This window comes from Fodinicola feengrottensis (assembly GCF_039530045.1).
GTDB lineage: Bacteria > Actinomycetota > Actinomycetes > Mycobacteriales > HKI-0501 > Fodinicola > Fodinicola feengrottensis.
Genome location: NZ_BAAANY010000009.1, coordinates 293809 through 320270 on the forward strand (window position 1 = coordinate 293809; position 26462 = coordinate 320270).

26 protein-coding genes are annotated in these 26462 nt (G+C 66.9%); 13 read left to right on the plus strand and 13 right to left on the minus strand.

Annotated elements, in window-relative coordinates:
- Window positions 1-3: 3 nt before the first annotated feature.
- Window positions 4-858: an Fpg/Nei family DNA glycosylase gene (locus ABD301_RS13920; RefSeq protein WP_163568255.1), complete on the minus strand. Its 855-nt coding sequence runs from the start codon at window positions 856-858 to the stop codon at window positions 4-6.
- A gap of 71 nt (window positions 859-929) precedes the next feature.
- On the opposite strand from ABD301_RS13920, the gene ABD301_RS13925 reads away from it, so the two are divergent.
- The 3 genes from ABD301_RS13925 (at window position 930) to ABD301_RS13935 (ending at window position 3784) form a co-directional block, all read left to right on the plus strand.
- Window positions 930-2138 (plus strand): MFS transporter, encoded by a 1209-nt coding sequence (locus tag ABD301_RS13925; RefSeq protein WP_344310476.1) that lies wholly within the window; start codon window positions 930-932, stop codon window positions 2136-2138.
- Window positions 2139-2184: 46 nt separating this feature from the next.
- The gene (locus ABD301_RS13930; RefSeq protein ID WP_344310478.1) at window positions 2185-2961 is read left to right on the plus strand and encodes a class I SAM-dependent methyltransferase; all 777 of its coding nucleotides are present in this window, start codon (window positions 2185-2187) and stop codon (window positions 2959-2961) included.
- A 301-nt stretch (window positions 2962-3262) separates the two neighbouring features.
- Entirely contained in the window at window positions 3263-3784 is a 522-nt protein-coding gene (locus tag ABD301_RS13935; RefSeq protein WP_344310480.1) for a DUF4232 domain-containing protein, read from the plus strand.
- Window positions 3785-3832: 48 nt separating this feature from the next.
- Here the strand turns inward: ABD301_RS13935 and ABD301_RS13940 are convergent, their stop codons facing one another.
- The 4 genes from ABD301_RS13940 to ABD301_RS13955 form a co-directional block, all read right to left on the minus strand.
- Window positions 3833-5185: an extracellular solute-binding protein gene (locus ABD301_RS13940; RefSeq protein ID WP_344310482.1), complete on the minus strand. Its 1353-nt coding sequence runs from the start codon at window positions 5183-5185 to the stop codon at window positions 3833-3835.
- Window positions 5186-5382: 197 nt separating this feature from the next.
- Window positions 5383-6417 (minus strand): ROK family glucokinase, encoded by a 1035-nt coding sequence (locus tag ABD301_RS13945; RefSeq protein WP_163568252.1) that lies wholly within the window; start codon window positions 6415-6417, stop codon window positions 5383-5385.
- Between the two features lie 184 nt (window positions 6418-6601).
- A complete protein-coding gene (locus tag ABD301_RS13950; RefSeq protein WP_344310485.1) occupies window positions 6602-7606 on the minus strand; it encodes a sigma-70 family RNA polymerase sigma factor in 1005 nt (334 codons plus the stop codon).
- A 335-nt stretch (window positions 7607-7941) separates the two neighbouring features.
- Window positions 7942-8745 carry a ParA family protein gene (locus ABD301_RS13955; RefSeq protein WP_344310487.1) on the minus strand — a complete coding sequence of 268 codons (804 nt, stop codon included), beginning with the start codon at window positions 8743-8745 and terminating at the stop codon, window positions 7942-7944.
- Window positions 8746-8844: 99 nt separating this feature from the next.
- Between ABD301_RS13955 and iolB the strand changes: the two genes are divergently transcribed.
- From iolB to ABD301_RS13970, 3 genes are all read left to right on the plus strand, one after another.
- Window positions 8845-9735, plus strand: coding sequence for a 5-deoxy-glucuronate isomerase (iolB, locus tag ABD301_RS13960; protein ID WP_344310489.1), 891 nt, complete (start codon window positions 8845-8847; stop codon window positions 9733-9735).
- Window positions 9732-10724, plus strand: coding sequence for a Gfo/Idh/MocA family protein (locus ABD301_RS13965; RefSeq protein ID WP_344310491.1), 993 nt, complete (start codon window positions 9732-9734; stop codon window positions 10722-10724). The genes iolB and ABD301_RS13965 overlap by 4 nt, the downstream gene beginning before the upstream one ends.
- A gap of 277 nt (window positions 10725-11001) precedes the next feature.
- The gene (locus ABD301_RS13970) at window positions 11002-11610 is read left to right on the plus strand and encodes an endonuclease V (RefSeq protein WP_344310493.1); all 609 of its coding nucleotides are present in this window, start codon (window positions 11002-11004) and stop codon (window positions 11608-11610) included.
- Between the two features lie 260 nt (window positions 11611-11870).
- Here ABD301_RS13970 and ABD301_RS13975 read toward each other — a convergent pair whose 3' ends face one another.
- Genes ABD301_RS13975 through ABD301_RS13990 form a run of 4 tightly spaced genes read right to left on the minus strand, consistent with a single transcriptional unit; the run spans window position 11871 to window position 15952 of the window.
- Window positions 11871-12809, minus strand: a complete 939-nt coding sequence (locus ABD301_RS13975) for an ROK family protein (protein ID WP_344310495.1) — start codon at window positions 12807-12809, stop codon at window positions 11871-11873.
- 7 nt (window positions 12810-12816) lie between these two features.
- Complete coding sequence (locus ABD301_RS13980) at window positions 12817-13665, minus strand: carbohydrate ABC transporter permease (RefSeq protein ID WP_344310496.1); 849 nt, start codon at window positions 13663-13665, stop codon at window positions 12817-12819.
- A 5-nt stretch (window positions 13666-13670) separates the two neighbouring features.
- Entirely contained in the window at window positions 13671-14597 is a 927-nt protein-coding gene (locus ABD301_RS13985; protein ID WP_344310497.1) for a carbohydrate ABC transporter permease, read from the minus strand.
- The gene (locus ABD301_RS13990; protein WP_344310499.1) at window positions 14597-15952 is read right to left on the minus strand and encodes an extracellular solute-binding protein; all 1356 of its coding nucleotides are present in this window, start codon (window positions 15950-15952) and stop codon (window positions 14597-14599) included. The genes ABD301_RS13985 and ABD301_RS13990 overlap by 1 nt, the downstream gene beginning before the upstream one ends.
- Window positions 15953-16187: 235 nt before the next feature.
- Here ABD301_RS13990 and ABD301_RS13995 point away from each other — a divergent pair, with 235 nt between their 5' ends.
- Window positions 16188-17429 carry an ROK family transcriptional regulator gene (locus ABD301_RS13995; protein ID WP_163568249.1) on the plus strand — a complete coding sequence of 414 codons (1242 nt, stop codon included), beginning with the start codon at window positions 16188-16190 and terminating at the stop codon, window positions 17427-17429.
- On the opposite strand, the gene ABD301_RS14000 is transcribed toward ABD301_RS13995, so the two are convergent.
- Window positions 17391-18083, minus strand: coding sequence for a hypothetical protein (locus ABD301_RS14000; RefSeq protein WP_344310501.1), 693 nt, complete (start codon window positions 18081-18083; stop codon window positions 17391-17393). The two genes, ABD301_RS13995 and ABD301_RS14000, sit on opposite strands and share 39 nt — an antisense overlap.
- Before the next feature lie 165 nt (window positions 18084-18248).
- Between ABD301_RS14000 and ABD301_RS14005 the strand changes: the two genes are divergently transcribed.
- The 4 genes from ABD301_RS14005 (at window position 18249) to ABD301_RS14020 (ending at window position 20966) form a co-directional block, all read left to right on the plus strand.
- Window positions 18249-19112 carry a helix-turn-helix domain-containing protein gene (locus ABD301_RS14005; protein ID WP_163568247.1) on the plus strand — a complete coding sequence of 288 codons (864 nt, stop codon included), beginning with the start codon at window positions 18249-18251 and terminating at the stop codon, window positions 19110-19112.
- The gene (locus tag ABD301_RS14010; RefSeq protein WP_163568246.1) at window positions 19105-19302 is read left to right on the plus strand and encodes a DUF397 domain-containing protein; all 198 of its coding nucleotides are present in this window, start codon (window positions 19105-19107) and stop codon (window positions 19300-19302) included. Before ABD301_RS14005 ends, ABD301_RS14010 begins: the two co-directional genes overlap by 8 nt.
- A gap of 57 nt (window positions 19303-19359) precedes the next feature.
- Window positions 19360-19956: a hypothetical protein gene (locus tag ABD301_RS14015; RefSeq protein ID WP_163568245.1), complete on the plus strand. Its 597-nt coding sequence runs from the start codon at window positions 19360-19362 to the stop codon at window positions 19954-19956.
- A gap of 188 nt (window positions 19957-20144) precedes the next feature.
- Window positions 20145-20966 (plus strand): hypothetical protein, encoded by an 822-nt coding sequence (locus tag ABD301_RS14020; protein WP_344310504.1) that lies wholly within the window; start codon window positions 20145-20147, stop codon window positions 20964-20966.
- A 36-nt stretch (window positions 20967-21002) separates the two neighbouring features.
- Here ABD301_RS14020 and ABD301_RS14025 read toward each other — a convergent pair whose 3' ends face one another.
- The gene (locus ABD301_RS14025) at window positions 21003-22361 is read right to left on the minus strand and encodes an MFS transporter (protein ID WP_344310506.1); all 1359 of its coding nucleotides are present in this window, start codon (window positions 22359-22361) and stop codon (window positions 21003-21005) included.
- Between the two features lie 117 nt (window positions 22362-22478).
- On the opposite strand from ABD301_RS14025, the gene ABD301_RS14030 reads away from it, so the two are divergent.
- A complete protein-coding gene (locus ABD301_RS14030; protein WP_279580172.1) occupies window positions 22479-23453 on the plus strand; it encodes an Lrp/AsnC family transcriptional regulator in 975 nt (324 codons plus the stop codon).
- On the opposite strand, the gene ABD301_RS14035 is transcribed toward ABD301_RS14030, so the two are convergent.
- Complete coding sequence (locus tag ABD301_RS14035; RefSeq protein ID WP_344310509.1) at window positions 23450-24607, minus strand: glycoside hydrolase family 76 protein; 1158 nt, start codon at window positions 24605-24607, stop codon at window positions 23450-23452. The two genes, ABD301_RS14030 and ABD301_RS14035, sit on opposite strands and share 4 nt — an antisense overlap.
- Before the next feature lie 79 nt (window positions 24608-24686).
- The gene (locus tag ABD301_RS14040) at window positions 24687-25292 is read right to left on the minus strand and encodes a TetR/AcrR family transcriptional regulator (protein ID WP_344310511.1); all 606 of its coding nucleotides are present in this window, start codon (window positions 25290-25292) and stop codon (window positions 24687-24689) included.
- A 60-nt stretch (window positions 25293-25352) separates the two neighbouring features.
- On the opposite strand from ABD301_RS14040, the gene ABD301_RS14045 reads away from it, so the two are divergent.
- Window positions 25353-26456: an FAD-dependent monooxygenase gene (locus tag ABD301_RS14045; RefSeq protein WP_344310513.1), complete on the plus strand. Its 1104-nt coding sequence runs from the start codon at window positions 25353-25355 to the stop codon at window positions 26454-26456.
- Window positions 26457-26462: the final 6 nt, after the last annotated feature.

A 26462-nucleotide genomic window follows, 5' to 3' on the forward strand; every position in this document is an offset into this window, starting at 1 on the left:
GGGCTACTTGAGGAGGCGGGACATTCGGCGGTCGGCCAGGGGTTTACCGGCGGTTTGGCAGGTGGCGCAGTATTGCAGGGATTTGTCGGCGTACGAGACTTCGCGGACGGTGTCGCCGCAGACCGGGCAGGGCATCCCGGTCCGGGCGTGGACGCGCAGGCCGGAGCGTTTTTCGCCTTTGAGGGTGGCTGATCCCTGGCCGACGCTGCGGGTGACCGCGTCGGTCAGGATCAGCTGAATCGCCGAATGCAGGGCTTGCACGTCCGAGGGCGACAGCTTCGAGGAAATGGCGAAGGGCGACAGCCGGGCGGCGTGCAGGATTTCGTCGGAATAGGCGTTGCCGACGCCGGAGATCACGGACTGCTCGGTGAGTACGTTCTTGATGCGGCTGCCCTGACCGGACAGGATCGCGGCCAGCTCGTCGACGGTGACGGACATCGCGTCCGGGCCCAACCGGGCGACGCCGGGGACCAGCGCGGGGTCCGTCACCAAGTAGACCGAGAGACCCTTCTTCGTGCCGGCCTCGGTGAGGTCGAAGCCGGACTCGTCATCGAGGTGGACCCGGAGCGCGATCGGGCCCTTGCCGGGTTTGGGTGGCGCGGCCGGCAGTGACTCGCGGTAGTGCAGCCAGCCGGCCCGGGCCAGGTGGACGACCAGGTGCAGGCCGTCCACGTCGAGATCCAGGAACTTGCCGTGCCGGCCGGCGCCGGTGAGGGTGAGGCCGGCGAGCGCGGTGACGGGTGGGTCGTACGTCTTCAGGGCACTGATCGCGACCGGGTCGATCCGGGCGATGGCATGGCCGACCGCGCGCTCGCGCAGATACGCGGCGAGCGCCTCCACTTCAGGCAGCTCAGGCACGCCACCCAGTCTGGCACGAAGAGCCGACTGAGGCTGATTTCACAGCGGCGAACGGGCCAAACCGACTTAGCGTGAAGAACATCGACATCAGCAGAGATGCCCACCCGACGACCGGCGTGCACGCTGCCATCAGCGCGGTCACCGCGACGGTCGCCTCGGTGGTGCCGGTGTTCCTGGTCGGCGGGCTGAGCATCTTCATGAGCGACGAGCTGCACCTGAGCCCAGCCGGGCTGGGCACCCTGGTGGCGATCTATTTCGCCTGCTCAGCGGTCGCCTCGGTGCCCGCCGGCTGGTGTGCGGAGCAGCTCGGCGCGACCCTGGTGACCAGGGCCGGCATCGTCGCGGCGGCGGCCTGCATGGCCGGGATCGCGTTCGTGGCGCACTCGTACGCGGTGCTCGCCGCCTTCCTCGTCCTGGGCGGCGTCGCCAACGCGTTCGGGCAGCTCGGTTCGAACCTGTCGCTCGCCGAGTCGGTGCCAGCGCGCCGGCAGGGCCTCTCGTACGGCGTGAAGCAGGCCGCCATTCCCACCTCGACACTGCTCGCCGGCATCGCCGTGCCAGCGCTGGGCCTCACGGTTGGCTGGCGGTGGGCCTTCGGGCTGGCGGCGGTGATCTCGTTGGCGGCGCTGCTCGTGGTGCCCGGTGGGGGTGGCCGAAAAGGGCATGGCGGCGGCGAGCGGGACGCGAAGATCACCGCGCTGGTGGTGGTCGCCGTCGGGGCGTGCCTCGCCGCTGGTACAGCCAACGCGCTGGGCACCTTCCTGGTCGGCTCGTCGGTCGGGCACGGTATCTCGGAGGCCGCCGCCGGGCTGGTGCTCGCCGGCGGCAGCGTTTGCGGGATCGTCGGCCGGATCGGCAGCGGCTGGCTGGCTGACCGCAAACCCGGCGGTCATCTGAGCATCGTGGTGGTGATGCTGGCAATCGGCGCGGTAGGGCTGGCGCTGCTGGCCGCGCCCGGCCAGCTCACCCTGGTGATCGGCACGATGGCCGGCTTTGGCCTGGGCTGGGCGTGGCCCGGGGTGGTGAATTTCGCGGTCGTACGCCTCAACCCATCCGCGCCGGCCGCCGCGACCTCGATCACCCAGACCGGCGTTTATGCCGGCGGCTGTGCCGGGCCCCTCGGCTTTGGCACGCTCGTCCAGCTGACGTCGTATCAAACAGCGTGGCTGACGAGCGCGGCTTTAATGGCGGTGGCGGCCGTGCTGATGTATGTCGGCACCAAACTTTTGGCCCGAGGTCAGAAAAATCTCGCTGGCACCGCGGTGTCAGCGACCGGCTGACCAAAACTCGGTGGCGGATTCGGCCAGGCCAGGCAAAAATCAGCCGATGGCAGACTTACTGACCTTTTACAGCGAAGTGTACGCCGAGGACCGTCGACTGACCGACACTGCGCACGGCCGGCTGGAATTCGTTCGTACTCAGGAAATTCTGCGCGCCCAACTGCCGCAGCCACCGGCCAAGGTCCTCGATGTCGGCGGCGCGACCGGCGTCCATTCGCGCTGGTTGGCCACCGACGGATACGACGTCACGCTCGTCGACCCGGTGCCCGAGCAAGTACGCGTGGCGGCCGAAATTCCTGGCGTAAAGGCGCGCGTCGGCGACGCGAGGTCGTTGGAAGAAACGGATTCCTGCGTTGACGCGGTCATCATGCTGGGACCGCTTTACCACTTGTTGGAGCGATCCGAGCGGCTCGCTGCCATTGCCGAGGCCGTCCGGGTGGTACGCCCCGGAGGCCTGGTCGCCGCCGCCGCGGTGAGCCGACATGCGCCGGGCCTGGACCTGGCGTCTCGCGGTTTGCTCGATGAGGCGTTGACGCAGGTCGCGGGCCAGGTCTTGGCGACTGGGCGAGGTTCGGTGGTGCACGACAACTTCATGGACCTGGCCTACTTGCACAGTCCGGAAGACCTGACCGACGAAATGCTCGCGGGCGGCTGCGCGGACGTTTTGACATATGGACTGGAAGGTCCGGCCTGGACCGCCGCCGATGTCAGTGGCACCCCCGAAGTGCAGGAGTGCGCGCTGCGACTGGCCAGGTTGCTGGAACTCGACCCGCGCATTCGGGCCGCCAGCGCTCATTTGCTGGCGATCGGCCACAAACCCTAATTTGCGGTCGCGCGGTGGAAGCGGCGCGCCAGCCACGGGCGTACGCACCACCACGCCAGCAACGAAAGCACGCCGGCAGTAGCCAGCATCGCCGACAAATCCCATCGTGAACACTGCCGGCTGCGTGTTGAAACGCCCAGCGAACAACCATTCTCACTCGCCTGTGATGACCCACACAGAGTGATGTGGAGCATTTTTACCGACTTGAGCGTCTTAATGTTTGGAATTTACTTGTACGGTGAAGCCACCCCGGCCAGGGCACTGAAACTGACACCGAAGTCTGTTGGGAAGGCAAATAATCTTGCGTAGCAAGGCACAGATCGTCACCGGCGCGCTCACCCTCGCGACTGCCGGAGCTCTCGTCGTCGGGCTCGACACGGCCGCCACCGCGGCCACCGTCCCGGCGAAGGCACCGGCGGCCTGCAAGGCCGACCAGGTGACCGTCACTATCGGTCAGATCGACGCCGGCGCCGGCCAACGGTACGCGCCGCTCACGTTCAGCGTCCACGGCACCACGACCTGCACGTTGACGGGCTTCATCTCCAAGGCCGAGTTCATCGCCCGCGACGGGTCGGCGCTGCCGACCAACGCGTCGCACTGGAACGACCACGTCGCGCCGACCACGCTGAGCACCGGCCACGACGCCAGCGTCGTGCTGCACTGGGAAGGCATTCCAGCCGACGACGAGAACATCGACCAGGCGCCGCCGGCCTACCTGAAATTCCGCATTCCGGGCGACAGTCATGACCTGACGGTGCGGTGGCCGGATGACCCGACCTTCCAGCACGGCCAGCTGCAGACCGGCGCCATCCACGCCGTCTAGTTTTCGCTGGGAAATGCTGGAACAGCGTGCGCTGTTCCAGCATTTGCGTTAGCCGCCGGCGACGTTCGACGGTCCGACAATGCCTTTGAGGGAAGCCGCGTACGCGTTCACCGCGGCCGCCGGCGAGCCCTGGCCGGTGATGACGGTCTCGGTGGCCACCTGGATTTCGTTGGAGATCCGCGGATATTCGGGCAACGCGGGCCGGTAGAAGGTCACCCCGACCAGCGCCGACCAGAACTTCGCGGTGGGATTGCTGCTGAGATAGCGCGGATCCGCGGCCACGTCCTTACGCACCGGAACGGCTGCCCCCGCGAGATCGTACGAGAGCGCACCTTCCTTGTTCAGAGCCGTCGAAATGAACTTGAACGCGGTGTCACTCGCCTTCGACTTGGCACTGATCGCGAGGGTCCAGCCGCCGGACATGCTGACTTTCCCAGGCCCCTGGCCATGCTGGGTCGGCATGGCCGCGGTGCCCAGCACCGACGACCACTGCGGCCACGGCCGGGCACCGCTGGGCAACCACGTACTGGACAGCCACGAGCCATCCAGGTTGATGGCGAGTTTGCCGGCCGGCATGAGCTGGCCGGACATCACTCCGGAACTGTTCGGATCCAGCGCCTGCTGGGGCGTTGGACCGAGGCCTTGTTGGTAGACGGTCTGCATAAAGGCCAGCGAGTCAGTGAATCCCTGGCTCGGCGCGATCCATTTTTTCGTTTTGGCGTCGTAAAGAGTGCCACCGGTTCCGTAAAGCAGCATTTCCAGGCCCTGCATGCTCGACCGCTCGCCGGCCGGCTTACCGGCGAAGACGTTCAAAGGCGTCACCCCGGCGAGTTTGGCCTTGATCGTACGAGCCGCCGCCAGCACGTCGTCCCAGGTCTTGGGCTGCCAGTCGGTGGGCAGGCCGGCTTTGGCGAAAAGCTGTTTGTTGTACCAAAGTCCGCGGGTGTCGGTGTCGGTCGGTACGCCGTAGGTCTTGCCGTCCTGACCACGGGCAGCGCCCTGTGCGGCGGGCAGGAACTGCGACCAGTCCGACCATTTCGCGAGGTAGTCGTCGAGCGGGCGGAGATAGCCGGCCTGGATGTCGGAGTTGATCAGGAAACTGTCCTCATAGACCACGTCCGGAGCGGTCGACGCGGACTTCTGCATCAGGCTGACCTTGGTGTAGTAGTCGTTCTCGGAGGCGTTCACCGGTACGAGCGTGACCTTCAGCCCGGGGTTGGCTGTCTCGAACTCTTTCTTGATTTTCTGGAAATGCGCGTCGAGCTGGATGCCCACCCCGAACTTCTGGTAGACGACCCGGATCGTCTTCCCGTCCGAACCGCCGGAGCCGCAGGCGGACAACGTGCCGGCCGCGGTCAGCAGCGCGACGGCAACCGCCAGTCCCCGACGAGTGAGCTTCATGCACTGACCTCCGAGACCGAGCGACCGCAGGAGGTGACCGTAATGCCGGGTATTTCCGCCGGTCAATGAGTGGTGAACCAGATGTCCACTACGGGCCGCCAGAACGCTGAAGCGAAGTGACAGAGATGAACGACAAGATCTCGTCTCTGCGGGCACTCACCCCGACCTGCCTCTGGTGTCCTGCGCCCAGAGTCCGATCAGATCAGCCGTTCACGCGAACGGGCCCGCCGGCGGCGGGCCCGGCGAAAGCGGCGGGCCAGCGGGCGGGCCAGGTCGGCGGCGCCGATCAGGCCCGCGTTGCCGCCGAGTTTGGCTCGTACGATCCGGGCCTCCGGTCGAAAGCCGCGACCGGACAGGCTGCGCTTGAAAGCTTCCCGGGCGGGCGTCAACAGCAGGTCGCCAGCGTCGGAGACCCCGCCGCCGATAACGAAAAGTCCGGGGTCGAAAGCGGACGCGAGATTGGCGATGCCGACGCCGAGCCAGTGCCCGATCTCGTCGAACAGCTCCATCGCGGCCCGGTCGCCGCCGCGGGCCATCTCGGTGATCAACGGACCGCTGATCGCGGACACGTCACCGGCGACCCGTTCCAGCAGGTCCTGCGCGACCGGAGAGTTCGCGGCGGCCAGCCCGCGGGCCTCCCGTACGAGCGCGTTGCCGCTCGCGTACTGCTCCCAGCAGCCGCGGTTCCCGCACTCGCAGCGATGACCGGCCGGCACGACCTGCATGTGCCCGAACTCGCCGGCGATCCCGTACTTTCCGCGCAGCACCGACCCACCCACGACCAGCGCGCCGCCAATGCCGGTGCCGAGGTTGACCAGCACCATGTGGTCCTCTCCGACTCCGGCGCCGAACCTCAGCTCGGCCCAGGCGGCCGCGTTGGCGTCGTTGTCGACCGCCACCGGCAACCGCAGTCGGCGGCTGACGGCGTCCCGCAACGGCTCGTGCCGCCAGGCCAGGTGCGGGCTGAACAACACCGACGACCGGCTCGCGTCCACGAAACCGGCGGCGCCGATCCCGACCGCGTGGATGTCGTGGTCGTCGGAAAGCTCGAAGACCAACTCGGCGATGGTGTCTTCCACCGCCTGCGGGCTGCGAGTCGGCGTTTCCCGGCGCAGCTGGGAGAGAACGCGACCGTCCGGGTCGACGACTCCGGCGGCGACCTTGGTGCCACCGATGTCGATGCCGACGGTGAGCAGCGGCGGAACGGGCAAATACCCGCGCGGGGTGTTCATCGCTGATCTGTACGGGTAAAGACCAGCATCATGAAACTCCCGCCGTTGGCCGACAACCTTCGCATCAGCAGAACATTCGCGACCGGCGCTCTGTTCCGGTTGTGCCACGGTCCACATGAGACATCGCAGAAGAAAACAAAATCCGCCACCTTGGAAAAAGGTGGCGGATTTTGTCCGAACCGGATTACGCCGCGTCCACTCCGGACTCGGCGGCCAGCCGGCGAAGCTGCCCGATGGCCTCCCGCTCGATCTGCTGAATCCTGGCCCGGGACAACCCGAGCCGGGTGCCGATCTCGGCGAAGGTGTGCGTCTCGCCGTCGTCCATGCCGTAGCGCGCGCGTACGACCGCGGCCGACCGATCGTCGAGCCGCTCGACCAACCGGTGCAGATCGCTGTTCGCGTACGACTCCAGGACGATGTCCTCGGGGCCGGGGATAAGCGCGTCCTTGACGAAGTCCTCCAGCGCCGACTCCTCGTCGTCGCCGACCGGGGACTGCAGGCTGACCGGATCCTTGGCCAGCCGGGTCAGTTCCTCGATCCGGGCCACCGTCACGCCGACGGCGTTGGCGACCTCGGCGTCGACCGGGTCGCGGCCCAGCTCACGGGTCAGGTCGCGGCGGGCCCGGGTCATCCGGCCCACTTCCTCGCCCAGGTGGACGGGGAGCCTGATGGTCCGACCGCTCTGCGCGATGGCGCGCGAGATCGACTGCCGGATCCACCAGGTCGCGTACGTCGAGAACTTGAAGCCGCGCTGGTAATCGAACTTCTCCACGGCCCTGATCAGTCCGAGGTTGCCCTCCTGGATCAGGTCCAGCAGGGACATCTGGCTGCGCGGGTACTTGCGGGCCACCGACACCACCAGCCGCAGGTTCGCGGCCAGGAAGTGCTGCCGGGCCTGCTCGCCGTCGGCCGCCACCGCCCGCAGGTCCGCCACCGTGGCGGTCTTGCCGGACGGCAACTCGGCCTCGTGCCGCGGCTCGGGCCGCTGCCCGAGCGCCGCGGTCACATCGGAAAGCAGCTGGTCGGCGTACACGCCGGCCTCAATCCGCTGGGACAGCGCGACCTCTTCCTCGGCGGACAGCAGGGCCGTTGCCGAGATACCGTCCAGGTAGACGCGTACAAGATCCGCAGAGGTGTCGCCGTGGTCCGAGGTACGATCAACTACGCGCCGAGTGCGCGGACGTTCCATCACTTGAGTATCTGAAGCTGCCATTGTTGCCTCCCGGTGCCGCCTTCGTACATCCACAACGGCCGGGTGGGTCCACAGATTCCCGGCCTGGCTGCCTCTGTGAGGACAGTCTCTGCAGGTCAGACGGCGCAAAGGGGAATTGATGACGGAACTCTCAGGCCGTTCTCAGGTGACCTTCATCTCCTGACGGACGTACGTGTGGGCAGCCCGTTCGGTTCAGTTCGCCGATCAGCCAGCGTGATCAGTGCGCCTGCCTGCACAAACCCGCTTTACCCCAGCTTCACGACAAACGTAAGCGGCGATGACGGGGATTCGGATGACAGGGCAGATGTGATCTACGCCCCAGTCGCCCTGGCGGTACCGGGACGTTTCTTAGAGCTTCGTAAAACCCTGTCCAGCAGGTGTTCGAACGCGGCCGCGATCTCCCGGCCGCCGGGGGTGGGCCAGCGCTGCACCGGCACGGCGGCGCCCTGCGCCTGCTGCACCGCGGACCGCTCCGGCAGCAAGGTGGTCAGCACCAGCGGCCCGAACAGCTCGCGCAGTTCGCCGATCCGGTATTCGTGCTCGGCCGACCTGGCCCGGAAGCGGTTGACCAACACACCCAGCGGCTGCAGCTCGGCGTTGTGCGCCTTGCGCTCGGCCTGAACCGCGTCAAAGGCCCGGCGCGTACCGGCGACCGCGAAGACCGACGGGTCGGTCACCAGCATCGCCCGTTGGGCGGCCACCAGGGCGCCTCGGGTCAGCTGCCCTAGCGACGGCGGGCAGTCCAGCAGCACCAGGTCGTAGCCGTCCTTGCCGTCCACTGTGGACAGTGCGGTGCGCAGCCGGCTGAGCTTGCGGGCACTGGGGTCGGGCGCGTTCGCGGCCTCGGTGCCGTCCGAGCCAACCAGCACCTCCAGCGCCGGTCCCCAGCCAGAGGGCGCGACCGCGCCGGCGAGCTGGTTCCGGCCGCCAAGCAGCACGTCGGCCACGGTGTACGAGGTTTCCGCCGGCTCCAACGCGAAAGTCGCGTTGGCCTGTGGATCCAGGTCGACGACCAGGGTGCGCAGGCCTCGTTGCAGGGCGGCGCCGGCGAGGCCCAACACGACCGTCGTCTTGCCGACCCCACCCTTGAGGCTCAGGACAGCGAGGGTGAGCACGGGCGTGAGATTACCGCGAAACGGGCTCCGCGCACCCCTGCTTCAAGATCGGATCTGTCGGCACCGACCCCGTCCGGCAGGCGTGTGAGGATGGAGCGCATGGTCGCCTCCCTGCATCACCCGGCCGGATCGCTGGCCACCGACACGTACGAGCTGGAGCTGACCCCGGAGCGGGCCGGCTGGGCGTACAGCGGGCTGCGGATCCTCGACCTGCCGGCGGGTGGCTCGTACGAGTGGCGGACCGGCGACGACGAGATGGCGGTGCTGTCCCTGGCCGGCGGCGGGTGTGCCCTCGAGTGTGACGACGTGAAGGCAGAGCTGACCGGCCGCGCGTCGGTCTTCGACGGGCCGTCCGACTTCGTCTACGCGCCCCGGGATTCGTCCGTACGCGTACAGGCCGCCAGCCCAATCCGGTTGGCACTGGTCTCCGCGCGCTGCGAAAACCGGCTCGAAGCGCGGTACGTGCCGGCCGCCGAGGTGCCCGTTGAGCTGCGCGGAGCCGGCGCCTGCAGCCGGCAGGTGCACAACTTCTGTGCGGCCGGGGTATTTCCGGCCGACCGGCTGATCGCGGTCGAGGTGATCACGCCGGCCGGCAACTGGTCGTCGTACCCGCCGCACAAGCACGACGAGGACCTGCCCGGCCAGGAGTCGGAGCTGGAGGAGATCTACTACTTCGACCTGCGATCGGAGGCTATTCACGCTGGTGGTGACGCCGGCGCTTTCGGTTTCCACCGGGTGTACGGGACGGCTGAGCGGCCGGTCGACGTGCTCGCGGCCGTACGACCCGGCGATGTCGTCTGTGTGCCGCACGGCTGGCATGGGCCGTCGACCGCACCACCCGGCTACGACCTGTACTACCTGAACGTGATGGCCGGGCCGTCCGCCGACCGGGCCTGGCTGATCCGCGATGACCCGGATTACGGCTGGATCCGCGGCCAGTGGCCGGATCAGGACGTCGACCCGCGACTGCCGATGGGCGGCGCGCGATGAGCATCCGGATTGGTCTGATCGGGGCCGGCGCGATGGGCGTCCACCACGGCGAGACACTCGCTTTCGAGCTCGGCTGCGAGGTGGCCGCGGTCGCCGACATCGATCTCACCCGGGCCGCCGCGCTGGCCGACCGAATCGGCACCGAGGCTACCGACGACCCGATCTCGGTGATCACCGACGCCGATGTGGACGCGGTCGTCATCGCCTCCGCCGACAGCACCCACGAGCCGTACGCGCTGGCCTGCCTCGAGCTCGGCAAGCCGGTGCTGTGCGAGAAGCCGCTCGCTCCGCAAGCGTCGGCGGCCGGCCGGATCCTGGCCGCTGAGCAGGAGATGGGCCGGCGGCTGATCCAGGTCGGGTTCATGCGCCGCTACGACGCCGACTACCGGCGAATGAAGGCCGCACTGGAAGCCGGAAACCTCGGATCGCCGCTGCTCATGCACTGTGTGCACCGCAACCCGTCGGCCGGCGCCGACTTTCACAGTGCCTGGATGATCACCAGCTCGGTGTCCCACGAGATCGACATCCTGCGCTGGCTGACCGGCACCGAGATCGTCGAGGCGACCGCGGTGCACGGGCGGTCGGTGCTGGAGGACATCCATGACCCGCAGCTGATCCTGCTGCGTACGTCCGACGGACTGGTCGCGGACGTGGAGTTCTTCGCTCGCGCTCACTACGGCTACGAGGTCCGGGCCGAACTGGTGCTGGAGCGCGGCACGGTCAGCATGGGCATGCCGTCCGGGCTCCAGGTGCGTACGGACAACCAGTTGGTCACGCCGGTCACGCCCGGTTTCGTGGAACGGTTCGCGCCGGCTTACCGGGCGCAGCTCCGGGACTGGTTGGTCGCGGTCCGGTCCGGCCGGCAGGACGGACCAAGCGCTTGGGACGGTTACGCCACCGCGGTGGTCGCGGACGCGTGCATCGCTTCGCAGAGTAGTGGCGGACCCGTACCAGTGGACCTGCCAACCCGACCCGCTCTTTACCACTGACCACGGCCGGTAGCTGTGACCAACGCCCCAACGGTCCCTCTTGACCTTTCGATCACGCGACGAAAGGTCCGTTTTGCACGGAAAGTAGTTCGTCACAGGAGTCTCTTTGGGTCTCAGGAGCATCAATATCCCGGCATATGGGAGAAACCTGGCCCAGGGGGCTGCCCAAAACGGCTTCGGGTCGCTAGCGTCCCTTGCTATGCGCGTGCCCGCCGTGTACGGCCCACCACGGAACGTCATGAGTGGGCCACATTTCCGGCATACCGCGGTGCTTGACATGACCGATGACCACCCTCGGCCAGTCCACACCGCGGCAGGCCTGGATGCCGCGTACGACGAGGCGACCGGCCTGATGGCGGCCGCTGTCGTGGTGCTCGACACGAACACCCTGGAACCGGTGGAAACATCGGTGATGGTGGGTCGATCCGAGCAACGCTCGGTCACCGGCGACACGCTGCCCCGCCAGGTGCCCGCGCTGGTCGAGGCGGTCAGCAAGCTGACCGTACGGCCGGACCTGCTGATCTGCGACGGCCAGGGCATCGCGCACGCCAACCGGTTCGGGCTGGCCTGCCAGATCGGCACGCTGACCAACCTGCCCACCATCGGCGTCGCGAAGGCCCCGGTGATCGGCGCCACCGCCGAGCCCGGCCCGGACCGTGGCGCCTCGGCTCCGCTCAGGCATGCCGGAGAGACCGTAGGACGGGCGCTGCGGACTCAGACCGGTGTCAAGCCTGTCTACGTATCGATCGGATATCGGATCGACCTGGACACGGCCTGCGAGGCCGTGCTGAAGCTGTGCCCGACCTACCGGCTGCCCGAAACCACCCGCCAGGCCGACCAACTGGCCCGCCGCGGCCTGCGCGAGTTCCTGGACGCCTTCGCCTGAGGCTAACGCCGCCCTCTCGAGGCGCACTCGTATGCCGCTCTGGCGTGTCACGGCTCGGCGTGTCGAGGGTGCGGCGCGAAATTGTCGTACGTGTGCTGTTTTCTAGCCCCCTCCCTTTGAACGGGCGGGGGGTGGGTGTGAGGCAGACGTCTGATTTTGAGTAGGTTAGCTTTCCTCAAACCCGCCCCCCGCCCTTTTGGGTGGGGGTGATTTTTACGGGTGGGTACGACAGTTTTGCGCCGCATGCGGTCGGAGCGCGGCTAGCCGGTGGCGGCTCGGTCGAAGGCGAGGGCGGCGGCGCCGGCGAGGCCGGCGGTGGTGCCCAGCTCAGCGGGGACGATCTCGATCCGCTGGACGAACGGCATTCCGGCGTACGAGTGGAGGCCGGCTCGTACGGCGTCGAAGAACGGCGCGCCGGCCTGGGCGACGCCGCCGCCGATCACCACCCGGTCGAGGTCGACCATCGCGCCAGCCGACACGATCGCGGCGCCCAGCGCGTCGCCAGCCCGGTCGATCGACGCGGTCGCCACCGCGTCACCGGCAGCGGCGTCGGCGAAAACGCCGCGGGCGGTGGAGTCCGACGACGGCTGCCAGCCCTGGGCGAGCGCCCACCGGGCGATGTTCGTACCGGAGGCGATCGTCTCGAGGCAGCCGTGGCTGCCGCACGGGCACGGGTCGCCGCCCACCTGCACGATGATGTGGCCGATGTGGCCGGCGTTGCCGCTTGGTCCCGGATACGGCTGGCCATCGAGCACCAGCCCGCCGCCGACGCCCGTCGAGACCACCATCGACATCGACGACGCGGTCCCGCGGGCCGCGCCATACCGATGCTCCCCCAGCGCGATCGCCAGCCCGTCACCGAGCAGCCACACCGGCAGCCGCGGCAGGATTTCGGCGACCCGGTCGCGAAGCGGGAAGTCCCGCCAACCGGCGATGTTCACCGGACGTACCGTCCCGGACCGCAGCTCCACCGGCCCGGCGCAGCCCAGCCCGACTCCGACCACGTCCACGCCGACCGCCGACTCGTGCAGCGACGCGACCGCGGCGGCCAGCGACGCGAAGATCTCCTCGCCGTCAGTCGTACGAGGCGTCGGCACCTGCCGTTTGCTCAGGAGCGTGCCGTCCGCATGGACGAGCGCGACCGCGATCTTGGTGCCGCCCACATCGATCGAGAGCGCTACTGGATTCCCCGTTGTCACCGATCACTCAGCCCTTGACCGCACCGGACAGGGCGAACGCGCCGCCCAGCACCTTGGACACGACCAGGTAGAGCACCACCACCGGGACCGAGTAGAGGATCGAGTACGCGGCCAACTGTCCATATTGGACCTGGCCCTGCTGACTGAAGAAGTTGAAGATGCTCACCGCCGCGGGTTGCTTGTTCGGGTCGAGCAAAAGGATAAACGGCACGAAGAAGTTTCCCCAGGACATGATGAAAGTGAAGATCGCCACCACCGCCATGCCGGGCAGCATCAGCGGGATGACCACCGATCGCAGCGCCTGCAACCCGTTCGCGCCATCGGTCCACGCGGCTTCTTCCAGACTGACCGGCACCCCGTCCATGAAGCCTTTGGTCAGCCAGATCGAAAACGGCAGCTGGGTGGCCGACAGGAACAGCGCCGTACCAGGAATCGAGTCCAACAGGTTCAGCTGCACGAACAGGCTGTAGACCGGCACCATCACCGCGGTGATCGGCAGGCACGTGGTGAACAGGATGATGTAAAGGAAAAGGCGGTTGAACCGCAACTGATAACGCGACAACGGGTAGGCCGCGAGCACCGAGACGATCATCGTCAGGATGGCCGAGCCGCCGCACATCAACAGCCCGTTGGCCATCGGCCGCAGCGTGATGTCGACCGTGAGTACGGCTGAATAGTTGGCGAAACTCGGGTGCGTCGGCCAGGCGACCGCCAGCTGCGCACCCGGGTCGAAGGACGCCAGGATCACCCACAGCAGCGGCGCGAGGAAAGCCAGCGCGATAGCCGCCAGAATGATGTAGACGAGGGTCGCGGACGTCGCCCGGCGGGCGGACGTGACCCCGAAAGTGACCGCCATGGGGCTCAGATCTCCGGTTTCAGTACGCGCATGTAGATCGCCGAGAAAATGCCGCCGACCGCGAGCAGCACGAAGGCGATCGCCATGCCGTACGCGAGGTCGGAGAACTTGAACGCCTGCTGGTACATCAACAGTGCCAACGTCTGGCTCTTGGTGCCGGGGCCGCCGGCCGTCATCGCGAAGATCAGCGTGAAGACACCGAGCGTCTGCAGGGTGATCAACATCAGGTTGGTCATGATCTGGCGGCGGATCAGCGGCAGCGTGATATACCAGAACCGCTGAAAAACTCCGGCGCCGTCGACCTGCGCCGACTCCTGGATGTCCGGTGGCACCTCACCGAGCGCGGCCGAATAGACCAGCATTGAAAACGCCGTGCCACGCCAGACGTTGGCGAGGATCACCGCCAACATCGGGGTGGTGTAGAGCCAGTTCTGGCTGGCGAGGCCAAACCAGTGCAGGATGTTGTTCAAAGTGCCTTGCTGGTTGAGAAACGCGTACCAGATGAAGGCCGCGACAATCTCCGGCAGCACCCACGCGGCGAGTACGACGGTGCCGACCACCGACCGGATCACCCGGCCCCGGCCCTGCATCAGCACCGAAATCAGTAACCCGATCAGGTTCTGCCCGACGATCGCCGACCCGATCACGAAGACCAGGGTGAGGATCACCGCGGAGGTCAGCTGCGGGTCGGCGAACATCCGCTGGAAGTTGGCCAGCCCGACGAACTTGACGTTCTGCGCGCCGACACCGGTGAGCGCGGTGTTGGTGAAAGCGCTGTAGAAGCACCAAATGATCGGGCCGGCGACGAAAAGCAGAAGCAGCAGAAGCGCCGGGCCCATCGGGCCGAGCCAACGCAGCGTGCCGCGGCTGCCGGGCCGGGCGTGCCCGGTCCGGCGCCGCGGCGCCGCGTCGACGGTGGTGGTCGCCGTCATCAGCCGGCGGCCACCGCACTGGCGCCGACAATGCCCTTCACCGCGGTCGCGTACTGCTGCACCGCCGCGTCAGGCGTCGCCTGGCCGCTGACGACGGCTTCCTGGGCGACCTGGATTTCGTTGGAGATCTGCGGATACGGCGGCAGCGCCGGCCGGTACTGGGTGATCGGTACGAGGCTGGCGAAGAACTTCGCGGTCGGGTCGCCCTTGCCATAGCTCGGGTCAGAGGCCACGTCCGTACGCACCGGGATCTGCGTCGCGCTGATGTCGTAGTAGAGCGCGTTTTCCTTGTTCATCGCGGTGGAAATGAACTTGAACGCGAGATCCTTGTTGGTCGACTTGGCGCTCATCGCGAGCGTCCAGCCACCGGACATGCTGATCTTTCCGGGCGCCTCACCGTTCTGCGTCGGCATCGCCGCGTTGCCCATCACCTGCGACCACTGCGCCCAAGGTGCGGCGCCGGTCGGCAGCCAGGTCTGCGGCATCCATGAGCCGTCCAGGTCGATCGCGAGCTTGCCCTGCGGGAGCAGCTGGCCGCCGACCTGGGTGCCGATGCTCGGCGACAGCGCCTGCTGGGGGCTCGGCGCGAGGCCCTCGCTGTAGATCGTCTTCTCGAAGTTCAACGCGTCGGTGAAGCCCTTGCTCGGCGCGATCCACTTCTTGGTCTTGTCGTCATACAGCTTGTTCGCGGTGCCGTACAACAACATTTCGTGGCCCTGCATGCTCGACTGCTCGCCGCCGGCCTTGCCGACATAGACGTTGAGCGGGATCACACCAGGCACCTTGGCCTTGATCGTACGAGCCGCGGCCAGAATGTCCGCCCAGGTCTTGGGCTGCCAGTCCGCCGGCAGGCCGGCCTTGGCGAAGATCTGCTTGTTGAACCAAAGCGCGCGGGTGTCGGTGCCCATCGGCACGCCGTACACCTTGCCGTCGGTGCCGGTCGCGGATCCCTTGGAGGCGGGCAGGAACTGGCTCCAGTCGGCCCATTTGTTCACGTACGAATCAAGAGGCGCGAGATAGCCGGCCTGGATGTCCGAGTTGATGGTGAAAGTGTCTTCGTAAAGCACGTCCGGAGCAGTCGCGGCGGACCGCTGCATCAGTGCGAGCTTGGTTTTGTAGTCCGCGTCGTTGCCCTGGATCGGTACGAGCGTGACCTTCTTACCCGGGTTCGCGGCCTCGAACTGCGTCTTCACCTTCTTGAAGAGCGCGTCGCCCTGGATAAAGTTGCCGAACTTCTGGTACGCGATCTTGATCGTGTTCGCGTCTCCGGAGCCGCCGTCGCCGCAACCGGCGGTGGTTACGGCGACGGCGGCGATCCCGGCGGCCATCGCCGCCGCGGCGAGCCTGCGCCCCATCTGGCACAACCTTTCTCAACTTGCCTGACCCGTACCCGCTTCGGCGCGCGCACGGTTGCTTCCGGTGTGACCTGTGACGCACACTAAAGCTAATCGATTTATAAAGTCAATGGAGCAAGACCGCCACTCAGGAACCCGCGAGAGACATACATCGACATACCCGATAACACCGTTTCGCGGCCGGGAGTTGTCTGCCTACAGTGAGCTGTCCAACGCCGGAAAGTGAGGTCACCGAATGCGCAGCGGTACCAATCTGCCCAGAGTGGGGGGATTCAACCGTTCGGTGATCCTGGATACCATCCGCCGCTCGCCTGAGGGCGTCAGCCGAGTGGAGATCGCCGGGGCCACTGGGCTGTCCGCGCAGACCGTGTCGAATATCGTTCGCCGGCTGCTACAGGAAGATCTGGTGACCGAAACCGGTCGCGCCGCCTCCACCGGCGGGAAGCCGCGGACGTTGCTACGGACGAATCCCACCGCGTACTTCTCGGTCGGCATCCACATCGACCCGGACACCATCACGTTGGTCGCGACAGACCTGGACGGGAGCGTACGAGGCACGGTGCATCGACGAACGCCCCGAACTCCGAGTGCGAACCAAGTCGTCCGACAGGTCGCCGGGGCCGTCCGGGGTTTGCTGGAGCGGGCCCAAATCCCGGTCGACCGGTTGCTCGGTCTCGGGGTGGCCTGTCCTGGACCGCTGGATCTGTCTCGCGGCCTGGTGTTGTCCCCACCCAACCTGCCCGGTTGGCATGAGGTGCCTCTTTTGGCTTATCTACAGGAAGAATTCGGCGTACCAGTGGTGGTCGACAACGACGCCACAGCGGCCGCTATCGGCGAGCGCTGGGCGGGCGCCGGCGGTGCGCGGATGGGCAGCTTCGCGTTTCTCTACTTCGGCACCGGGGTGGGCGGCGGCCTGTTCCTCGGAGACCAGGTGTGGCGCGGAAACTCCGGCAACGCCGGCGAGTTCGGCCACATCACCGTGGTCCCGAACGGGACGCCGTGCTTTTGTGGCAACAAAGGCTGCCTCGAGGCGTACGTGCGCCCGCACGCCATCGTCGCGGAAACCGCGGCCGCGCTGGAAAAACGACCCGCGGACCCACTGCCGCTAAAACTGGAGCCGAGTCGGGAGTTCGCCGACTACGAGCTGATCTGCCAGGCCGCCGGCACCCATCCGGTGGCCCGGCAAGTCATCCAGCGGGCCGCCGCGAAGGTCGCGATCGCCGCCACCAGCCTGGTGAACGTGGTCGATGTGGAACGTATTGTGCTGGGCGGCAAGGGCGTCCGGTATGTCGTCGACGCGTACAAGGCCGCGATCTCCGAGGCCGTCAACTCGCGCAGCATCGCCCGTGGCGTACGCACCGTCCAGGTCGAGCCGTCGCTGATCGGTGAGGACGCCGGCGCCCGCGGAGCCGCCGCCCTGGTGCTGGACGGCGCGTACTCACCGCAGCTCGCCACCCTTTTCTCCCGCACCGACTGACTCGACGTATTCGGAAAGGCTTTTGAGCGACTCCATCGAGTCGAAGAGATAAATGGTCGCCAGGCTGACATCCACCCGGAATGCCTCACGGTCGCGCGCTGCCTGAAGCCGGCTCGGCATGAGAAGTAATCGCGAGGCCTGGCCCAGATGCCCGGCCCGCCACGCCAGATATGCCAAATACGCCTGCGAGTCGGTGGTCGCCGGCGCCTGTCGCTCCGTCGCGAAGTCAACCGTCGCCGGAGTCGTCGGTCCCTCGCCGAGCCGGCGGCGCCTCGACCGTACGCCCCATTTGCTCGCTATTACCGCGTAGACCGACGCGATGAGCGTGCCAGTCACCACGTTGCCGATCAGTTCTTCCACCGTGATCGGCCTGCCGGCCAGCCGATAGTAGGCCAACGGCCCGGCGGCCGCCCAACACCAGAGGTTCGCCCTGCCGCGCCACACCTGCGATTTCGACGGCGAGATCTCCGACTCGGCGCGGGCGCGCAGCAGGCTGGCCGCGCTGGCCATCAGCAGGCTCGCCGATTTCGTGTGGATAACGTACGTGTCGTCGACCGTACGCAGGAGCGCGCGAACCTCGTCGACCTGGCGCGCCCAATCCCACGCGTCCCGCGCCGATTGCCAACGGTCCCGTTCCGTCTGCTGCTTGCTCATCACGCTCCCGAGTTCGACCGCTCCTTTGCGTAGTCGCGACCTAACCAGCTATAACCTCGTGATGCAACGTTGCATTTTCAAGGTTCGGTAGGTAACGGATCGACCGTTGGGCGATGTTGTGTTTTGGATGCAGTACGACGTACCGGCGTGCAACATGGAAGGGTGATGACCGTGCCGAGTGAGCAGGGTTCGACGGTGCCGCGGCGGCGGCTGGGGCGTGAGCTTCGGCGGCTCCGCGAGGCCGCGCACATCACGATCGAAGCCGCGACGGACCAACTGGAATGGTCCCGGCAAAAAATCTGGCGGATCGAACGCGGCGAACCGGCGATGCGCGCCCTCGACGTCGAGGCGATGTGCAAGATCTACGGCGCTCCGAAAGACCTCACCGAGGCGCTGAAAGCACTGGCGAAGGAGACAAAAGCCAGAGGCTGGTACCACGCGTACGGCGACGTGATCCCGAAATGGTTCGAGATCTACATCGACCTGGAAACCACCGCAAGCCTCCAGGAGGTCTATAACGGCGAACTCGTGGATGGGCTGCTGCAGACTCGTTCGTACATTGAGGCCATCCTGCGCACCTCGACCGTTCACACCGCAGCCGACATCGAGCGAATCGTCGAGGTCCGTATTGCCCGCCAGTCGGTTCTGGGCAACGACGGCAAGAAATTCGACTTCATCCTGAACGAAGCCGCTATCCGGCGCCCTGTCGGCGGTCCGCTGGCTATCGGGCACCAGCTCAGGCAACTGGCGGCCATGAGCGAGCACAGCAACATCTCGATTCGAATCCTGCCGTTCGCTACCGGTGCACATGGCGCGATGCTCGGCTCGTTTCGGGTGTTGGATTTCCCGGCCGACAGTGAGCCCGACACCGTCTATATCGAACAGCTGACCGGTGCTCTGTATCTGGACAAGGCCCACGAGCTCGAGCCCTATCGCGACCAGTTCAGAAACATCGGAAATCTCGCGCTCGACCAGCGGAAATCACGTGACCTAATACTCGCGGCGGAGAAGGAGTTCTGTAGTGGATAGCCGAAATCACCTGACGTGGCGGAAGAGCCGCCGCTCCGGCAACAACGGCGGCGCGTGCGTCGAGGTGACCCAACTCCAGAGCGACGATCTTGTCGTACGCGACAGCAAGCTCGGCGACATCTCACCGTTGCTGACGTTTACGACGACCAACTGGCGAACCTTCGTCGAGGCCATAAGAACGTCCCACTAACGCGCCAGCCTGCTCTACGATGACTTGCAGCAAGCATCCGTGAGCAGGGAGACACAAGTGCCCAAGATCGTCGTACCTGTCGGCTACCCGATGGGCATCAGCCACCCGGCCGACGACGCAGGCGAGCCCGCTTACTACGAAGTTCTCGTGGGTCAGGACCAGGCAACCTTGACCGAATCGGGCCAACGACTCTGGTCTCTCGCGTTCAGCGATCACGACGCCCACCGCGAGCAGCGGTTTACGCTTCAACATCTGGAGAATCTCGCGCAGGCGAACGGGATCAGTGACCCCGACGTGATGGGATCGCTCCTCAAGAGCGGCTTGCTGGTGGAATTCGAAGTCGGCGAGCGCTCTAGCATCGACTTCCTGAAACACCACAATCTCCACCCCAACGGTATGGGGGTGGGCAATACTCCGGACGATCCGTCGATGTTCAAGATCGCCGTCGGCGGACAGGTGGTTCTGACGTTGCACCACGATTTGTACGTGCTGTGGTCAGGATCGATCCGGTTCCCGTCGATGTGGGACCAGGTGCGCAACTATCAGAAATATCGCACCGGCGCTCCCCTTTCGGGCGAGCAACTCGGCTATCTGTTCGCCGCCACGGTGCCAGTCATTCTGGCCGCAGGCGCAGGTTATCTGGATAGAACATGAGCGACCACGCCCCGTTACGACGAAGAGATCCGGCCAGGGGCCGGTTCTCGGCGGCATATTGGAAGCGCTGGGCAACAGATCACCCTATCGCGGCCCGGGCTATAGGCATCGCCACCAACACCATGCGGACCGTCGCGACGAGCGCAGCCACGTACCTCATTTCCACGCCCATTGCGCAGTTTTCAGCTGTGCAGATCGCCCACCTTGTCGGCGGCGCGACCTACTTCGGAAGCAACGTGGCCGAAAGTAGTGCCGGTATTGTCGCCGTCACGCTGACTGCGACCAGCGGACTTGTGGCCAGCGGGGTCCTCCCGACCTGGAAAGATCTGCGTAACCGGAACCGGCCACCAGCACCGGGAGATCCTGCTGGGGATGACGATCCAGATGACCGGATGGATCGGGTGGACAAGACCGCGACCGAGGCGCGGCAGCAGGCGACTCGGGCGAACAGCCGGGAAGACGTGTCGCAGCGCCGGATCACCGACTTGGAACAGACGATCAGTAGTCAACAGACCCAGCTCTCCAGCCAGGAAGCCGAAATCCAACAGCTGAAGGCGGCCGTTAGCCAGTTGCTGAACGCACAGTCCGGTACGCAGGAGCAGATCCATCGGATCACCAGGGACATGGGTGCGCTCTATGTTCGGCAGGAGCAGACCGATCAGAAAGCGACCGCGGCAAGCCAAAAAGCGGACCTTGCCGACTCGCGGGCCATCCTCGCCCGGAACGAGGTGGGGGACGTACAAACGCACCAGCTGCTCCAGGATGGCCGGCTGGACCAGTACGAACGGGACCTGAGCAGGCTCGACCAGACCGGCGCCACCCCGCCCGCGCCGCCGGTGGCTGGGTCGGAGCCCTTGTCGCCGCAGATGTCCGAGCAGCTACGCCGGCTGAACGACCGCGCCAACCGACAGAACCAGCAGGCGTCCACCCACCGGTCACCGCAGCCACCGCCCGGACCTCCCGACCCGCAACCGCCGCGGCCCACCCGCCCCAGCGGTCCCCGCCACTGACCTACCCAGTCAGCCGATCCGTCCCGGGGCTTCGCATCAGGGCAGCCGCGGCCACCGTGGCGACCAACAGTCCCGCGGCCACCCAGAATGCGAGTCGTACGGCCACCAGACCGCCGGCCCCGCCTGCGTGCTGAGGAAAATGCTGCCCAGTAAGGCGATCCCGAGCGTGCCGCCCAATTGCTGGACAGCGTTGATAAGGCCGGCCGCTGACCCGGTCTCATGTGGACGTACGCGATGCAGCGCGGTGGTGAAGAACGGCACGGTGAACATTCCGAGGCCGAGGCCAGTGACCGCGAGGGAGCCGAGCAACGGCCACGGGTACACACCGACCGTGCTCGTCGCGTAGACCGCGATCGAAGCAACCACACCGAAAAGCATCGTCGCGAGACCAACGAACATCACCTTGGAACCGTACCGAGGCACCAGATATGCACCGGCTATCCACGAAGAAGCAGCCATGGCGCACGACCAGGGCAGCAGGGTGAGCCCGGCAGTGAGTACGTCCGCGTGCAGGCCGAGCTGCATTTGCAGCACGACCACCAGCATCAATCCGTTCGTCACAGCGAAAAACAACGTCGAGGTCACCAGTGCGGCCGGGAATCCCCGCTGCCGGAAGAGGCTCAACTCGATCAGTGAGCCACCGCCGCGTTGCTGGAATGCGAACCCGACAAGCACAGTGATACCTGCGACAAAGGCGATCCAACCGGCGTCGCCGGCCTCGATGAGCGGATAGACGATCAGGCCCGTACCAACGACTACCAGGGCGGTGCCGAGCACATCCAGGCGTGGCCGGCTAGCCGCGCGGTCGTCGAGCATCAGCGGCGACGCCAGTAGCACAGCGATGCCGAGCGGGACGTTCACGAGGAACACCATCCGCCAGGAGGACCCGAAGAGATCGGCGTGGGTGAGGACTCCGCCCAACAGCGGCCCGCACACCGCGGCCAGCCCCATCACCGGACCGATCGAGCCCAGTGCGCGCGCCATCTCCGTCCCGTCGAACATCGCCCGGATCAGACCGATGGTCTGCGGGATCACCACCGCGGCCGCGGCGCCCTGGACGGCCCGGGCCGCGATCAGCAGGCCGGCCGTGGGCGCGAAAGCGCAGCACAGCGAGGCGATCACAAAGCCGGCGACGCCGAGCTGGAAGATCCGCTTGCGTCCGAGGATGTCGCCGAGCCGTCCGCCGGTGATCAGCAGGACCGCGAACGGCAGCGTGTACGCGGCGCTGAACCACTGGATGTCGGACGCCGGCCCCGGCAGATCCGCGTGCATGACCGGGGCTGCGACCTGCACGATCGTCGCGTCGAGCAGGTTCATTGCCTCGGCCACCAGCAGCGATGCCAGGGACGCCCACCGCCAGCGGTAGAGCGGCGGCGCCAACATCTCATTCGACATGACTTCCTCCTCGTACGTCCGCACCAGAGAATGCCGTCGCGCCACCATGACTTTCCACAGACGGTGCATAACTTGTGGATATGTTCCATACTGAGGCTCTATATGAAGGATCTGTGCATGCTTGACGACCTCGACCGGGCGTTGATCCACGCGCTGCATGTCGACGGTCGAGCGCCGTTCAGCCGGATCGCGGCGATCACCGGTGTATCGACCCAGACGGTCACGCGTCGCTATGCACGGCTGCGTACGGACGCGGGCCTACGGGTGATTGGCCTGGTCGACCCGGGCAGAGCCGGCCGGGCGCAGTGGCTGGTGCGGCTGACCGCGGGGCCGAACACCGCGCAGGACCTCGCGTATGCGCTGGCCAGGCGGACGGACACCTCGTGGGTCAAGCTCACGTCCGGTGGCACCGAGATCGTCTCGATCGTCCACACTCGTACCGGCGAGGCCGGCGACCTGCTGCTTCGGGACATCCCACGGACCGCGAGCATCACCGCGGTCTCCGCGCATTACGTCCTGCACACGTATCTCGGCGGCCCCAGCGCCTGGCGAGGCCGGGCGAACACGCTCACCGACGAGCAGCAGGCGGAACTGGCCCATCGGAATCCGACTGAGCGCCGGTTGCCCGAGGCAGCAGTCACCGACGGGGATGCCGACCTGTTGACCGCGCTGCAGCGGGACGGCCGGACCAGCCAGGCCGAGCTGGCGGCGGCCACCGGCTGGTCGGCGGCGACGGTGGCGCGCCGGATCGCCGACCTACGGGCCAGCGGCGCGATTTTCTTCGACGTGAACGTCCATGATGCTCAGCTGGGCGCGTCCACGCAGGCCCTGCTCTGGATGGCTGTCACCCCGGCGCACCTCGACGAGGTCGCGCACACTCTGGCCGGCCACGACGAGCTCGCTTTCGTGGCCGCCACCACGGGTCGTACGAACCTGGTCGCGCAGGCGCTCTGCCCGGACCCGGGCTCTTTGCATTACTACCTCACGCACCGACTTGGCGCGTTGGACGCGATCCACACCCTCGAGACCGCGCCAGTGCTGCGGACCGTGAAGGCAGCGGGGCCACTGAGCCCCGCCGCCCGCAGGGTTTAAGCCAACTTCAGGTAAGCAGCTCGCGGCCAGGCCAGCAGCGCGTACGTCTGCACCATGGAACCCTGCTGCAGCAGAGTCACCGGCTGGGTCGGGTCGAAATGGAACAGGCCGGTGGCCGGATCGCGGTACGTCGTCCAGACCTGGTCGGCGTAGCCGGCCATCGCGGCTCGGTACGACGGGTCCGGGTGGACGGCATCCAGAATCAGCAGGTTCTTGAAGAAAATCGAGTTGAACTCCGCCGGCTGCCCGGTGAATCCCTTGCCAGACTGGTAAAACGCCAGCGCGGCCGAGGCGATCGAACGAGCGCTGCGCAGGTATTTCGGATCGTGCGTTGCCACGTAAAGCAAGGTGCTGGCGCCCAGCATCACGCCCTGGTTGTAGCTCCACTGGGTTTTCTCGATGGTGCCGGCCAGATCGATGTGATCCCAGTAGAGACCGTTCGGCGCCAGCAGGCAGCCGTTGGCCCAGTCGTACATCCGCTTCGCCCAGTCCAGGTAGGACTTTTTGCCGGTCAGCAGGTAAAGATGCAGACCGAGCTCGGCGCCCGGTCCGTTCGACACGGTGTTGCGGTCCTGGCTCCACGGCGCCTGCGTCCAGAAAACGCCACCAGCGCAGGGATGGGTGGTGTCGGTGTCCCAGCCGTGCGTCACCAGCTGGAAAGTCTGGGCGGCGCGGGCCAGCGACGCGCGGTTGCCGGTGCTCTTGAAGTTCTGGATCAGCGACAGGCCGATCCACTCGTTGTCGTCGTAGAACTTGTCACCGCCCTGGCCGAGCGGCGGTCGTACGTACGAGTCGTAGCCGGGCGGGGTGGTGCCCGCGTTCCAGTACGGCGCGTAGCCGGCGATCCGGGCCTTCGCCTCGGCGTCGTACGCATATCCGCGGCCGGGAATGCCGGCCAGGTTCAGCGCGCCGATGGTGGCCTGCGAATACGGCCAGACGTACGAATAGGGATTGTTGGTGGTGGCGTTCGGATACTGCTCCAGCAGCAGTCCGTTGCTGGTGCCGAAATACTTTTTCAGCGCCGCGTATGACGAAGCCGCTCGGTCGGCGGCGCTGCTGGCGGGCGCCGCGGCGGCTGGCTGGACAGCCATCCCCGCGGTCAGCGCGAGCCCCAGGCCGGCGGCGAGCACCGGCCTTATCAGGCGTTTGAACACGACCATCACCCTTCCGAAACATTCTGGTAACGTTCCCAGACTGTGCCCGTACGACCAGATGCCGTCAAGGGCACCCCACTCACTCCAGCGGGCACATAGCGGTCAATAGCTCACGAAGGTCCCCCACCAGCTCCGCCTCGGTGGGCAGCTGACCGGAACCGGCCCCGGCGAGGGCGTCGAACAGGACACCGTCGCAGAAGGCGACCAGCATCCGGGCGTGCCGCGGCGGGTCGTCCGAGCCGAGCCGGGTGACCAGCGCGGTCGCCATCCGGCGCAGCCCGCGACCGCCGAGCACCAGGCTGGCGCGCAGGGCCGGCTGCCGGTTGGCCTCCAGAGACAACTCGTAGCGGGCCAGCATCCGCACCCGCGACACCGTCAGGAAGTCGGTGAGCATCGCCGCTATCGCCGTCGCGGCCACCGCCACCCCGGCCCGACCGGACGGCAGCGGGACCGCGGTGTTCGGCGCCTGGTCCAGCGCGCCCGCCTCGTCGATCTCCACCAGTCGCACGACCACCGCTTCCAGCAGGGCCTCACGCGTACGTAGGTAATAGGACGTCGAGCCCGGCGGCAGGTCCGCGGCGGCGTCCACCGCCCGATGCGTCAGCCCCCGCACGCCGTGGATTCCGAGCACCTCGATGGCCGCGTCGGAGATGGTCCGCATCCGCGCGGGCCGGGAACGAGGCACCCAATAACTCTACCAATGTAGAGCCGCGATCGTTACTCTACAAATGTAGAGGAGGATCAGATGGACAAGATTCGTACAGCGGTGATCGCCGGCGCCGGTATCGGCGGCCTCACTGCCGCGACCGCGCTGATCCGGCGCGGCTGGCGGGTAACGATCTACGAGAAGGCGGCCTCGCTGGACCCGGGAGGCACCGCGATCGCGTTGGCGCCGAACGCGCTGCGCGCGCTGGAGTCGATCGGCGTGGATGTACAAGCCCGGTCGACGCCCCGGACGACCGGCGGCCTGCGGACGCCTAACGGCGACTGGGTGATCCGTACGGACGAACACCTCGGCGACGGTCTCGCCGTGTTGCCCCGAGGCGAGCTGATCGACCTGCTCCGGCCCGCGGCCGCCGACCTGCGGCTGGATACCACCATCACCGGCGTCACCGCGAAGTCGCTGGTCACCGACCGGGGTGAGGTCGAAGCCGACCTGATCGTGGCCGCCGACGGCATCCGGTCCGTCGTACGGCAGGGCCGGTTTCCGAAGCATCCGGGGCTGCGTTACGCCAACTACACAGCCTTCAGGTTCGTCGCTCCTTTCGACACCGACGGCATCCTCGCGAGCGAGACCTGGGGGCGCGGCGCGCGGTTCGGGATCGTGCCGATGTCCGCAGGTCAGGTGTACTGCTACGCCGCTCTGAACGCGCCGGCCGGGCGACCGTACGAGGACCCGAGGGCGGAGCTTCGCCGGCGTTTCGGCGGCTGGCACGCTCCCATCGGCGCGCTCATCGAAGCAGCTGTCGAGGTACTGCAGCACGACGTGTACGAGCTGACCCGGCCGCTTCCGGCGTACCACTTCGGGCCGATCGCGATCCTCGGCGACGCGGCGCACCCGATGACTCCGGACCTCGGGCAGGGCGGCTGCCAGGCGATCGAGGACGCGGTGGTGCTCGCCCAGGTCCTGGAAGGAGGCGCGGTTCGCGACCGACTGCCCGCCTTCACCGCCGCCCGGCATCGACGGACCGTGACCATCGTCCGGCAGTCCCGCCGAATGGCCCGGGTCGGCCAGCTGTCCACCCCGCTCGTGGTTTCCGCCCGTACCGGTGCGATGCGGCTGGTCGGCCGGCTGCCGGCCCGCTTCACCGAGCGGGCCCTGTCTCCCGTCATCGACTGGCGCCCGTGACCCACC